Below are 12,050 nucleotides of genomic sequence, written 5' to 3'. Positions count from 1 at the left end.
GCAACGGCAGCATTCCTGAGAATGCGGTCACCGGTGCACGGCGCAGCGATGATCCGGCACCGCGCATTGTGATCGGGTGGGGAGCGGACGGATGCCGAATGTACCTAATTTATTCCAAACACGAAATCGTGCGAGCCACTCTTGGCCTAGTGTCTTGCATCTACGACGTAAAAGTTGTCACCGGCCGCTTCGATTACCTCGTCCGGCTGATCTTCGACGACAGTTAACGTGAGGGCGCTGCAGTCATCCCGGTCTTCGGAAGGCTGGAACGCACCGCCCCGAAGAAACGCGGTCTTCTGTTCGGGATCGAGTGAGGCCCAGAACCCATCAGTCGTGAGAACCAGGCGCTGACCCGCCCCGAATGTTTGGGCGGTCTCTTGGGGAACCATGAATCGTTTTGTGCGAAAGCTCCGCGTAAGGAGGTTACGCGACGGTGACCGTGCGAGCTCATCAATCGCAACCGGCGATATGGCGTTTGCCAGGGTGTGCGGCTGTATCGACCACTCGATGTCAGACGTCTCTTGAACCAATCCTGCAAGACAATCACCGGCGTGGAGAACGCAGGTCGCACCCTGCCCCCTCCGGCATCAGACCCCCTCCTGCGGGTGCGCAAGTCCGGTGTGCTGTCGCGTCACCGCCATCCACAACCCGTGCATGGCTTCGTTCTCAAAGGGCGCTGGCACTATCTCGAACATGACTGGGAGGCCCGTGAAGGCGGCTATGTCTACGAGCCGCCGGGCGAGACCCACACCCTTGTCGTACCCGATGATGTCGAAGAGATGATCACCTATTTTCAGGTCAACGGCGTGATGCTCTATGTCGATCCGTGGGGCAAGACCATGGGATATGAGGACGTTTTCACCAAGATCGAGATGTGCCGCACCCATTATGAAGCGGTCGGTCTCGGGGCGGATTACGTCGAACAATTCATCCGGTAAACATACGCGAGCGCAGCTCAGCTTAAAGCAGGAGGCCTGCTCGCGGGCTTCCCGATCATGTTCGAGACTGCGGAGAGACCTTTCGGCCTCCCGCTGTTTTGATTGCGATAAAGTAAATGAGGGGCGTGACACTCAACATGCCCGCGAGTAGCGAGAAGGCGAAAGACAGGCTGGAGGCTTCGGCCACAAATCCCACCAGCGCGGGGCCCATCAGATGGCCAGCATAGCCCGCGGTGGTGGCGGAGGCGACGGCAACCGCGGCTGAGCCTGGGGCGTAGCGACCGGCGGCGCTGATCAGAATGGGTGACATATTCGTGAGGCCGTTACCCGAGAGGCCAAAGCCGAAAAGTGTGAGGCCGAAACTGCCCGAGGACAGAGCGAGGACGATGCCTCCGGCTCCGAAAACTGTCCCGAAGGTCAGCATAAAGAATGTACCGAGCCGCGCGGTGAGGAAATCGCCGGAAAATCGCATGACAACCATGGCCGCCGCAAAGGTGCTAAAGCCCCAACCGGCGGTTGTCACAGAGGCTTGTCCCAGTTCGATCGCGAGGAGGCCGCTCCAGTCCAGGAACGCGCCTTCGATCAGGAATGTGACGGCTAAGAGTGCTGCAAATACGACGACGACACCCCTTGGAAAAGCGAGCTTCTCGGCGGAGCCCCCCGCGTTTGACAAGAGCATCGGGCGGGCGATCAGAAGGGCGAGGGCCTCGATCACGGCGCAGATTGTCGCGACGGCGACAGGGGAGAGGCCCGCACCGAGGAGGGCGGTCGCGAGCATGGCGCCGACAAGGTTTCCGACACTGAAAAGCGCGTGAAAGCCGGACATGAGCGGCCTGCGGGCCTTTTGCTCCACGGCGGAGCCATGCACGTTGATGGCAACATCCAAAGCGCCCAGAAATGCCCCGAAAATCATCAGGGTTGCCCCGAGTAAAAGCACAGAGGGCGCAAGAGCCAGCAGCGGCAAGAGCACGGCGGTCATCAAGCCCACAATAGGCAAGATGCGTTGCGCCCCGAACTTTGAGGCGATGATGCCCGCCGGAGGCATCGCGAAGAGCGACCCAAGGCCGAGAAAGAGGAGAACAGAGCCGAACGCGGCTTCGCCGATCCCGAGGCTCTGTTTGATAGAGGGGATCAGTGGCGCCCACCCGCCGATAGAGAGACCCGCCGCGAGAAACGAGAGGCGCGCCCCCCAGCAGGACGCAACAAGGGAGGTATTCGTGGACGACATCGGGTCTCCCGCTCTGTTTTCGGCGCATAGCGTCAGGATCAGGATGCGCGTGTACTTCCTCGTTCAATCAAGGTGGATTCAATGAGACGATGTTCGGCCTCTGTACGACCTTCGATCCGCGAAATCAGCAGTTTGGCCGCGGCATCCCCCATCGCATCAGGATTCTGGTTGATGCTGGTCAGGCTGACGAGCGGAAGTGAGGCCGGAGGCGAGTCGTCGTATCCGGTGATCGCCAGATCTTCGGGAACGTTGATGCCGCGAATCTTGGCCTTATTGAGCAGGGCCACGGCGTGAATGTCGCTCCAGCAAAAAAAGGCCTCGGCCATGGGGCGTTTGTCGAAAACGGCTGACATAGGTTGTGCGGTAGGCAGATCGGTCACGTTTTCGCGTTCCTGAATGTGCCAAATCTTGATGTTCTCCTCGAGGCCCGCCTCCTTCATCGCCGCCAAATATCCCTGTTCGCGGGCAGCAAAGACGTCGAAGTTGCCGCGGCGGGGGGCGAGGCTCAACATTTCGATCCGGCGTTTGCCGCTCGCCACGAGCGCTTCGACAGATCGTTTGGCCCCGAGCGCATCATCGGAATTGACCGTGTCAAAGGCCGTGGTGCCCGGAATGTGGTTTGCGACCACGACCATCGGAATTTGTGAGGCATATCCGGCAAGAATTTCCTCGGAAAGGCGCGGGGCGATGAGGATCACGCCGTCCATCTTGAGGTCAATCATGGAATCGATCAGCGAACTTTCGAGCGATGCCTTGGCCTCGCTGACGCTGATGAAGACCTGATAGTTCTCCTTTCCGAGTGTTGCCTTGATTTCCTCGATCAGAGTCGGAATGAACGGGTTTTGCAACTCGACGACAAGGATGCCCACGGCATAGGTCCGACCCCGCATGCCTCGTGCGGCCGTTGAGGGGCGGTAATCTAGTTTATCTATGCTTTTCAGTACTTTCTCGCGCATTTTGTCGCTCACGCCATAGGCATTTCGCATGACTTTCGAGACGGCCGCCGTCGAGACACCCGCGTCTTGGGCGACATCTCGGATCGTTGCTTTTTTCCCTTTGCCGACAGGCTTTCTCGACATGCTCTTACACCCCTCACACACGCGCCTCGCAACTTTATTCGAAAAATATCTTGCTGGGCAAATAGGTTCTGTATAACAATATACGTAGAACGTTATACAAAATCGGAATATGTCGCCGGGAGGGCGGGCAGCCGGTTTCAGGGAGGAACACGAAAATGCGAGATGTCGCTGTGCCGGCGACGGCAGACGCGCGCCGTCAGACACGAAACTGGAATGCCGAGATGGTCGCGCCGACTGTCGATCAGGGCGTCGGCACCCAATCCAGTTTCGTAGCTACTGAATTCGAACTGGCGGAGGGTGAAAAACCTGAACTCCACATCTCGGCGCAGGGGCTCTATCGAGCTTTCATCAACGGCAAGAGGGTCGGACAAGACTGCCTCACTCCGGGCTGGACCTGCTATGATGACCGGATCGCCTATCAGACTTACGACATCTCCGATCTCGTGCAGCCGGGTAAAAATCGCATCGAAATCTGGCTCGGGGACGGTTGGTATCGCTCCACGATGATGTGGCGCGAATATGGGATCGTGAATTGCTGGGGTGACCGGATCGCCGCGTTGGCCGAGATCGTGGACGGTGACACGACACTCTGTGCGACCGACCAGACGTGGAAAAGCGGTCTGCTTCCAATCACCAAGAGCGGCATCTACTACGGCGAAGATCATGACGCCCGTATCACCCTCGAAGAAACCGGCGGCGTGGAAGTGCTTGACGTGAATTTCGGGCAATTCGTTGCGCACGAAGCCGACGCGGTCAAGGAACTCTCGCCACTTGTGCCGGTGAAATCATGGGCCGAGAATGGCGCGACCGTTTACGATTTCGCCCAAAACGTTGCCGGCTATGTCGCGATCACGGCCAAGGGCGCAAGTGGCGCGTCGGTCTACATCGACTTCGCCGAAGTTCTTGGGCCCGATGGCGAAATTGACCGGCGGAACTACCGTACGGCACGCGCTGCCCAGAAATACACGCTCGCGGGTGACGGCGAAGAGACTTGGTCGCCCATGTTTACCTTTATGGGCTTTCGCTATGCCCGCGTCCTGATCGAAGGCGATGCTGAGGTTCTCTCGATTAAGTCTGTTCCCGTGAGTTCGGTGCCCGACGTGGCGGGGACTTTCGAGTGCGGTGTCGAGACCGTGAACCGTCTGGTACTCAATACCCTGTGGTCGCAGCGCGGGAACTTCATCGAAATTCCGACCGACTGCCCTCAGCGCGACGAACGTCTTGGCTGGACAGGTGACGCACAGGTTTTTGCGGGCACGGCCTGCTGGCTTGCCGATAGCGAGCGGTTCCTGCGCAAGTATCTCCGCGATGTGATGCACGACCAGCGCGAAGATGGCGGCGTGCCGCATTTCGCGCCCGACCCGACGCGGCGTCCGGGCTCCACGTTCAGCGGCGATTGGGCAGGATCAACCGGGTGGGGAGATGTGATCACCGTCATGCCGTGGCAGCTCTACCTGCATTATGGCGACGAAGATGTCCTGCGCGAGTGCTTCCCATCGATGCTCAAGTGGCTCGATTATCTGTGGAGCATTTCAGACGGTCCGATCATCCAGCCGCATTCCACTTGGGGGCAAAAGGGCTTTACCTTCGGCGACTGGCTCCAGCCTGTCGGGGACAACCGCAAGCCACGCCCGACGATTGCTGACGACTGTGCGGCGACGCTCTATCACATCATCTCGACCGATCTGGCCGCAAAGATCGCGCGGATCATCGGCGAAGATGCAGAGGTAGAACGGCTGGAGGCACGCGCCCAAGTGATCCGCAAGGCGTTCTGTGACGAGTATTTCTCGGCAACGGGGCGGCTCGCGCACAATGACCAGACGAGCTACGCGCTGGCGTTTCTCTACGACATCGTGCCCGACGAACACTACGAGGCGGCTAAGGCCTATTTCCGTCGCGTCGTCGAGGACGCCAATTACCTCATCGGCACAGGCTTCATCGGCACGCCCGCGCTCTTGCCCGCGCTGACCAAGCTCGGGATGAACGATCTCGCCGAAAAGGTTTTCTTGAACCGGCGCGTGCCGGGCTGGCTCTATCAGGTCGAGCAGGGTGCGACAACAATCTGGGAACGTTGGGACGCCATCGGGGAGGATGGCACGATCTACGAACCCTCTATGAACAGTTACAACCACTACGCCTACGGTGCTGTGTGCCAATGGCTGTTCGAAGATGTCGGGGGGGTAAAACCCACGGCGGACGGTCCGGGCTTTGACCAAGTGGTGCTCGATCCGGTGATTCTGCCGGAACTCGGGTTTGCCAAGATGACGCACGCGTGTCGTCACGGACGGATCGAAGCGGACTGGCGGATAGACGGCGAGGAGGTCGTTTACACCGTCACATTGCCAGAGGGGTGCCAAGGCGTTGCTTCTGCCGCACTCGGAGGCAAGACCTATGGAGCGGGCACGCATCGCTTCACCTTTGACTTAGCGAAGTAACACAGGAATACCCGCGGAGGAGCGGGCAAAAGGGAGGAAATCATGAACCATAAACTGACCGTAACGACGGCGATGGCACTCGTGCTCGGAATTGCGTCCGCGCAAGCTGAGGAGTTGCTGTTTCTCTCGGACAACAGCTCTGACACTGTGGCCGTTGTGGAGGCCTTGACGGCGGCGTTCTCTGAGAAACATCCGGATGTGACATTCTCGATCGAAACGCGGCCGGGCGGTGGCGAAGGCGACAACATCATCAAGACCCGCCTTGCAACTGGCGAGATGGCGGACCTGTTCGTCTACAACTCCGGCTCCCTGCTCAAGGCGCTGCGCCCGGACCGCACCCTGCTTCCGGTCGACGACATCGAGAACTTTGGCCTGCTCAACGAGGCCTATGTCTCAACGGTCCAGGGGCCGAGCGGTTCCACCTACGGCGTGCCTCTGGAAACCGCACAAGGCGGCGGCATCTACTACCACAAGCCGACTTACGAAAAGCTCGGTCTCACCGTCCCAAAGACATGGGCCGAGTTCATGGAGAACAACGCCAAGATCGCAGCCGAAACCGACGCTGCGCCGATTGCGCAGACCTACCGCGACACCTGGACAAGCCAGTTGTTCGTGCTTGCGGATTACTACAACGTCCACACACAAGTTCCTGACTTTGCAGAGCAGTATACGGCGAACGAAGCGAAATACGCCTCGACCCCCGCTGCGGCGAAAGGCTTCGAACGGCTGCAAGAAGCTTTTGATGCCGGTTACTTCAATGCGGACTTCGGCGCGGCCACCTACAACGATGGTCTCGCCATGGTCGCGACAGGCAAAGCCGCGCACTATCCGATGCTGTCTTTCGCGGTCGGCGCGTTCCAGCAAAATCACCCTGATCTTATGGAAGACGTCGGTTTCTTTGCCCAGCCGGGCGATGATGCCGGAAACAACGGTTTGACCGTGTGGATGCCGACATCGATCTACGCGCCGAAAACCACGGAGTATCCGGAGATCGTCAAGGACTTCCTTAACTTCGCCGCCTCTCCCGAAGCGTGCGATGTCATCACATCCACCGTCGGCGTGACGGGCCCCTATCTCATCAAGGGGTGCGATTTGCCGGACGAAGTGCCGGGCATGGTGGCAGATTTGATGCCGTATTTCGAAGAAGAAGGCCGCACGGCCCCCGCGCTCGAATTCCTGTCGCCGATCAAAGGTCCGGCACTGGAACAGCTGACCGTCGAGGTCGGTTCGGGCATCCGGAGTGCAGAAAGCGCTGCGGAGCTGTATGATCAGGATGTTGCTAAACAGGCACGCCAACTCGGTCTCCCTAACTGGTAAGTCGGGCCCGTGGCACGTTCAATGATCGAAGCCCGGGTTGGGCAGCCCCCTTTTGGGGTTGCCCGCCCGGCGCAAAAGGACAAGACAATGCGGCGCAAATCGGCCTATCCATATTGGTTCATCCTGCCAGCGGCGATTGTCTTTGTGGTGCTGTTTCTGGTGCCTACGGTCTCGTCATTCTACTTCAGTCTGACCTATTGGGATCCGTTCGAAGCGCGGTTCGCGGGCTTTGACAACTACACACAATTTCTCTCTGAACCATTCCTCAAGCGCGGCGTGATCAACACACTTCTGTTTGCCGTTTTGACGTCGGGCCTCAAGACGGTTCTCGGTCTCTTGCTGGCCGTTCTGTTGACGTCGGGGATGTTTGCGCAAGGGTTTATGCGTTCGGTCGTGTTCTTTCCCGTGCTCGTCTCTACGATTGGCGTAGGTTTGCTGTTTCAGGAACTCATGCACCCGACCGAAGGGGCGATTAACATGGCGCTCGCGACGATCGGGATCGACGGTCCGGGTTGGCTGACCAATCCGAAACTCGCGCTTTTTTCCGTCGCATTCGTCGACGTCTGGCGCGGAGTGGGCCTTGCCACGCTCATCTATATCGCGGGTCTGGCGACCATCAGTCCCGACTATTACGAGGCGGCGCGGATCGACGGTGCCACGCGGCGGCAACTCTTCTGGCGCGTGACGGTGCCGCTCGTGCGTCCCGCGACGACGACGGTCATCATCCTGTCGCTCATCGGCGGTTTGCGTCTCTTTGACCTGATCTGGGCGATGACTCGCGGTGGTCCGGGCTTCTCGTCCGACGTGCTCGCAAGTGTGATCTACAAACAGTACCAAGCCGGATTCTGGGGCCTGTCGACGGCGGGCAACGTGATCCTGTTTCTGCTGATCGCCTTTATCGTCGCGCCGCTGGCATGGTGGCTCAACCGCAAGGGGGACGACATATGAAACGTCGCAATCTGGTTACCGGCCTCATATCACTGGCCATCGCGTTCGTCGTGTTTATCGTGCCGTTCCTCTTTGTTATCATCAACGCGTCCAAGAGCGTTGAAGAGGCGAGCAGTCTGGACTTTTCGCTGCCCGAACGATGGCTGTTCTGGCAGAACCTCGTCGAGGTAATCCAGGCGCGCGACTATGCGCTTTTGCTGGCCTACTGGAACTCCACCGTCATCACCCTGGGCGCGTTAACTCTGCTCGTCATTTTTGGCGCGATGGTCGGCTACATCGTCCAGCGCCGCCCGAGCCGCGTTACACGGATTGTCTATTCCGTCGCGCTCTCTGGCCTGATGATCCCACCTGCGGTCGTGCCGACGATTTGGGTGTTGCAGGAGCTGCACCTCTTCAAGACGCTCCACGGAATGATCCTGATCCAGGTCGCCTATGGCCTCGGTTTTACAATCCTTCTGTTCCGCAGCTTCATTGCGACGATCCCGCGCGATCTCGACGAAGCTGCCTTGATCGATGGCGCAAAGCCGTGGCAGGTGTTCTTTCGTGTTATCCTGCCATTGCTCAAGCCCGTGACGGTCACTGTGATCGTCGTGCAGGCAATTTCGATCTTCAACGATTTCACGCATCCGCTCTACTACCTGCCGGGGCGTGACAACATCACCGTGCAGCTGACGCTCTACAACTTTCAGAGCCAGTTCGTGAGCCAGTCGAACCTGCTGTTCATGAACATCCTGCTGATTACCATTCCGCCGCTCATCGTCTTCGTGGTCTTCAACCGCCAGATCGTGGCCGGCATGACCTCCGGCGCTGTGAAAGGATAAGAAATGTCCCGTGTCGTTCTAAAAGATTTGCGTAAGAGTTTCGGCGCCGTCGAAGTCATCAAAGGCGTCGATCTCGAAATCGAGTCCGGTGAGTTCTGCGTCTTCGTCGGCCCCTCGGGCTGCGGAAAATCAACCCTACTCCGTATGATTTCGGGGCTTGAGGACGCGTCCTCGGGACTCATTGAAATCGATGGCGAGGATGTGACACATGTCGAGCCGTCCAAGCGCGGCATCGCGATGGTGTTCCAGTCTTACGCGCTTTACCCGCATCTCACAGTGCGTGAGAACATCGGCTTTGGCCTGTCGCTCGCGCGCACGCCCAAGGACGAGATCAAAAGGCGTGTCGACGAGGTGGCCAAAGTGCTCCAGCTCGAAGCGCTCCTCGACCGTAAACCGAAGGCGCTCTCGGGCGGGCAGCGGCAGCGCGTCGCCATAGGACGCTCGATCGTACGAAATCCCAAGGTCTTTCTCTTTGACGAGCCGCTTTCCAACCTCGATGCGGCGCTGCGCAGCCAGATGAGGATAGAGCTGACCGAACTGCACCAGCGGCTCGGCACGACGATGATCTACGTGACCCACGATCAGGTCGAAGCGATGACCATGGCCGACAAGATCGTCGTGCTTAATGGCGGCAATATCGAGCAGGTCGGCAGTCCCATGGATCTTTACGAACGGCCCGCGACGCCCTTTGTGGCCGGCTTCATCGGCTCGCCCAAGATGAACCTCTACAACGGCAATGTTGCAGAGGCGATGGGGTGTCGCACCTATGGTATTCGCCCAGAACATGTGACCGTGTCGGAGACGGACGGCCAGTGGCCCTGTGACATTCGACATGTCGAACGGCTCGGTGCGGATACCATCCTGCATCTTGATTGCGCCGTACTTGGCGAATTGACGGTCCGGGTCGACGGAAGCCGCAACTTTGCGCTCGAACAACGTGTCTATGCGACGCCGCAAGAGGGTCGAGAGTTTCGGTATGGAGCGGAAAGTGAAACTGAAAGGGCATTTCAGATCGCTTGATCTGCTTTTGTGACGAGGCATGGCGTGAGGCGTTTGGCAAGCGTGTCCGCGCGCCTCGCCAATTGAACGGGGATTGCCAACTTATTCTGCAGTGATCACAGAAGCTCCGTCGGGCCTTTATCACGCGGTCATTTCGAGGGCATAGCTCCACCACAGATCGAAAGCATCTGATCTGACATGGCGGTATGAAGCGGCGGAAAGGCGATATCGGCGGGGGCGGAATATTGTGTTGATCTGGTCGTGAGCGGAAAGGAAGCGTTGCGCCTGCCCTGGCGACTTGAACCGGCCCATGAGCTTCTCTCTCTTTCGGGTCAGTCGATGCGAACCTTCGATCCGATTGTTGAGGCCCTTGTGGGCGCGATGATCGGAGTCCGGTGCTAGCTGACGGATCGGTTCGACATAGCTGCGCAATTTGTCTGTAATGATGACGCGGGGCCGGCCAAATCGGGCGATTAACTGTTTCAGAAACCGCTTAGCCGCTCTGGCGTTTCGCCGTGGTTGCACCAGAATATCGAGAACGTCGCCGTTGGAATCCACGGCGCGCCACAACCAGATCTTCGCGCCGTTGATTGGCACAACGACTTCGTCCAGATGCCATTTATCTGCCGCAGCTGGCCGGTCACGCTTGATGCAATGTCCGAAATGCCGACCAAACCGGTTCACCCATTTGCGCACGGTTTCCCGGCTTACGGTTACACCCCGCTCAGCAAGCAGGTCTTCCACGTTGGCAGTGCTCAGCGCAAAACGGTGATAGGCCCATACCGCGTAGGCGATGATCTGACGAGGGAAACGGTAGCCTTTAAGGCGCGGCATATCGGTCGGTGCATTCATAGCAGATCGCTAGACTGCTTCAGGAGCGCCAGCAAGTTGGCAATCTCGTCGCGATAGCTAACCCCGTAACGGCAGTACCAACGCACAGCTCAAAGCACGATTTCACCTCGGAAATGACGGCCTTTAAAGTCGCTCATGCCATACCTCTTATCTTAGCAATGACACACAAAATTTTCGCAGCCATAAAAATTTGCAACAGAGCCCTCGCACGGTCTTTCGCGTAAACTTGCTAAAGTGCTTCCTCAAATGTTTAGGTAAACTTTAAAATCTCAGAGTGCAAAAGTCCGCGAGGCTCCATGACACCTTTTCGCGCCATCTCAGTGTTCTACCATGTTGCGACCTTCAATTCGGTGAGCGCCGCAGCAGACGTGTTGGGCGTCACGCCCTCCGCCGTCACGCAGCAGGTGCGCACGCTTGAGGAACAGGTCGGCACGGCGCTCGTCGCGCGGATCGGGCGGCGTATCCGGCTCACAGAAGAGGGCGAACGCTATTTCGAGCTGATCGCGGGACAAGTGGAAGGGATCATCGCCGCAACACAGCAGATGAAAGGCCGCAAAACCGCCTCACGCCTGACGATCCGCACGACACCGACCGTATCGACGAAGTGGCTTTTGCCGCGCTTGCCGCGTTTTTTGGATGCGAATCCCGATATTGATGTGCGTCTTGACGGGACGAACGAACCGACGGATTTCAACCGCGACCACGTCGATCTCGATATCCGTCACGGAACGGGACGATGGCCGGGACTGCATGTCGAACCGCTCGCACTCGAACGGTTCATGCCGGTCTGTTCCCCGTCGCTTGCGGCGTCACGGTCGTTCGACCCCGCGGACCTGTTCCGTTTTCGCATCATCCGCTCGGTCAAGGCGCAGATTCAGTGGGGGCAATGGCTCGAACATTTCGGTCTCGATGACGGGCAGATCGAGAATCACCTGCTCTTTGATCGCTCGCATATGGCGGTTGATGCAGCCGTTCTGGGTATGGGCGTGGCACTGGAGAGCAATCTCATGATGTGGAAGGAATTGCGCGACGGCACTCTGGTCGTTCCGGTGCGCGATGCGGCGCAAATGAGCATTTCGACACAGTGGCTGGTCTGTCCGCACACCCATATGCGCCGGAGCCGCGTCCGCCGGTTCCTCGACTGGCTCAAAGCCGAAGCTGCGGCTTGGCAGGCCGAGAGCGACGCCAATTCCGCATTGTGATCTGTGCGATCTACGTCTCGGCGAAAGTATTTTTAGAATATCTAAACGATATATAAAAAAAGTTAAATTGTTCTTTGTTCCGGTATCGGCGAACGTCGGTTTGTCGGCAGATGACACGTCGCCGACAGGGGAGGAGCCCTCAGAAGTGTGCAGGACGGTGATAGCGGCCAAAAGCCGTTCGCGAACCTGTGTCTTCTCGGCCGTTTTCCCCTGAAATTTTGCTGCAGTTCA

Annotated in this window: 10 protein-coding genes; 7 read left to right on the top strand and 3 right to left on the bottom strand. The window is 58.5% G+C overall.

Translation table 11 applies throughout. The features are described from left to right. Positions 1-521 precede the first annotated feature (521 nt). A complete protein-coding gene (locus ACYBHZ_RS18470) occupies positions 522-938 on the top strand; it encodes a 2,4'-dihydroxyacetophenone dioxygenase family protein (RefSeq protein WP_460275782.1) in 417 nt (138 codons plus the stop codon). Positions 939-993: 55 nt separating this feature from the next. On the opposite strand, the gene ACYBHZ_RS18465 is transcribed toward ACYBHZ_RS18470, so the two are convergent. Next, positions 994-2,166 carry an MFS transporter gene (locus ACYBHZ_RS18465; protein ID WP_460275781.1) on the bottom strand — a complete coding sequence of 391 codons (1,173 nt, stop codon included), beginning with the start codon at positions 2,164-2,166 and terminating at the stop codon, positions 994-996. Between the two features lie 38 nt (positions 2,167-2,204). Then, the gene (locus ACYBHZ_RS18460; protein ID WP_460275780.1) at positions 2,205-3,245 is read right to left on the bottom strand and encodes a LacI family DNA-binding transcriptional regulator; all 1,041 of its coding nucleotides are present in this window, start codon (positions 3,243-3,245) and stop codon (positions 2,205-2,207) included. Positions 3,246-3,400: 155 nt separating this feature from the next. Between ACYBHZ_RS18460 and ACYBHZ_RS18455 the strand changes: the two genes are divergently transcribed. The 5 genes from ACYBHZ_RS18455 (at position 3,401) to ACYBHZ_RS18435 (ending at position 9,786) form a co-directional block, all read left to right on the top strand. Beyond that, entirely contained in the window at positions 3,401-5,680 is a 2,280-nt protein-coding gene (locus tag ACYBHZ_RS18455; protein WP_460275779.1) for a family 78 glycoside hydrolase catalytic domain, read from the top strand. Positions 5,681-5,722: 42 nt separating this feature from the next. Next, a complete protein-coding gene (locus ACYBHZ_RS18450; RefSeq protein ID WP_460275778.1) occupies positions 5,723-6,997 on the top strand; it encodes an ABC transporter substrate-binding protein in 1,275 nt (424 codons plus the stop codon). 87 nt (positions 6,998-7,084) lie between these two features. Then, entirely contained in the window at positions 7,085-7,945 is an 861-nt protein-coding gene (locus ACYBHZ_RS18445) for a carbohydrate ABC transporter permease (protein WP_460275777.1), read from the top strand. Further along, positions 7,942-8,766, top strand: a complete 825-nt coding sequence (locus ACYBHZ_RS18440; protein ID WP_460275776.1) for a carbohydrate ABC transporter permease — start codon at positions 7,942-7,944, stop codon at positions 8,764-8,766. Before ACYBHZ_RS18445 ends, ACYBHZ_RS18440 begins: the two co-directional genes overlap by 4 nt. A gap of 3 nt (positions 8,767-8,769) precedes the next feature. Beyond that, the gene (locus ACYBHZ_RS18435) at positions 8,770-9,786 is read left to right on the top strand and encodes an ABC transporter ATP-binding protein (RefSeq protein ID WP_460275775.1); all 1,017 of its coding nucleotides are present in this window, start codon (positions 8,770-8,772) and stop codon (positions 9,784-9,786) included. Between the two features lie 120 nt (positions 9,787-9,906). On the opposite strand, the gene ACYBHZ_RS18430 is transcribed toward ACYBHZ_RS18435, so the two are convergent. Further along, positions 9,907-10,617, bottom strand: a complete 711-nt coding sequence (locus tag ACYBHZ_RS18430) for an IS6 family transposase (RefSeq protein ID WP_460275774.1) — start codon at positions 10,615-10,617, stop codon at positions 9,907-9,909. Positions 10,618-10,913: 296 nt separating this feature from the next. Here ACYBHZ_RS18430 and ACYBHZ_RS18425 point away from each other — a divergent pair, with 296 nt between their 5' ends. Then, entirely contained in the window at positions 10,914-11,819 is a 906-nt protein-coding gene (locus ACYBHZ_RS18425) for a LysR substrate-binding domain-containing protein (RefSeq protein ID WP_460275773.1), read from the top strand. Positions 11,820-12,050 lie beyond the last annotated feature (231 nt).

Source organism: Celeribacter sp. ULVN23_4, from assembly GCF_054788345.1.
Note: the sequence above shows the minus strand (reverse complement) of the source record. Positions and strands in the feature narration are given on the sequence as shown.

What these genes read in the sequence shown, in the direction of transcription:
- ACYBHZ_RS18440 (WP_460275776.1), top strand. Translation starts at nt 7,942, where the DNA reads ATGAAACGTCGCAATCTGGTTACCGGCCTCATATCACTGGCCATCGCG.
- ACYBHZ_RS18455 (WP_460275779.1), top strand. Translation starts at nt 3,401, where the DNA reads ATGCGAGATGTCGCTGTGCCGGCGACGGCAGACGCGCGCCGTCAGACA.
- ACYBHZ_RS18445 (WP_460275777.1), top strand. Translation starts at nt 7,085, where the DNA reads ATGCGGCGCAAATCGGCCTATCCATATTGGTTCATCCTGCCAGCGGCG.
- ACYBHZ_RS18430 (WP_460275774.1), bottom strand. Translation starts at nt 10,617, where the DNA reads ATGAATGCACCGACCGATATGCCGCGCCTTAAAGGCTACCGTTTCCCT.
- ACYBHZ_RS18460 (WP_460275780.1), bottom strand. Translation starts at nt 3,245, where the DNA reads ATGTCGAGAAAGCCTGTCGGCAAAGGGAAAAAAGCAACGATCCGAGAT.
- ACYBHZ_RS18450 (WP_460275778.1), top strand. Translation starts at nt 5,723, where the DNA reads ATGAACCATAAACTGACCGTAACGACGGCGATGGCACTCGTGCTCGGA.
- ACYBHZ_RS18435 (WP_460275775.1), top strand. Translation starts at nt 8,770, where the DNA reads ATGTCCCGTGTCGTTCTAAAAGATTTGCGTAAGAGTTTCGGCGCCGTC.
- ACYBHZ_RS18425 (WP_460275773.1), top strand. Translation starts at nt 10,914, where the DNA reads ATGACACCTTTTCGCGCCATCTCAGTGTTCTACCATGTTGCGACCTTC.
- ACYBHZ_RS18465 (WP_460275781.1), bottom strand. Translation starts at nt 2,166, where the DNA reads ATGTCGTCCACGAATACCTCCCTTGTTGCGTCCTGCTGGGGGGCGCGC.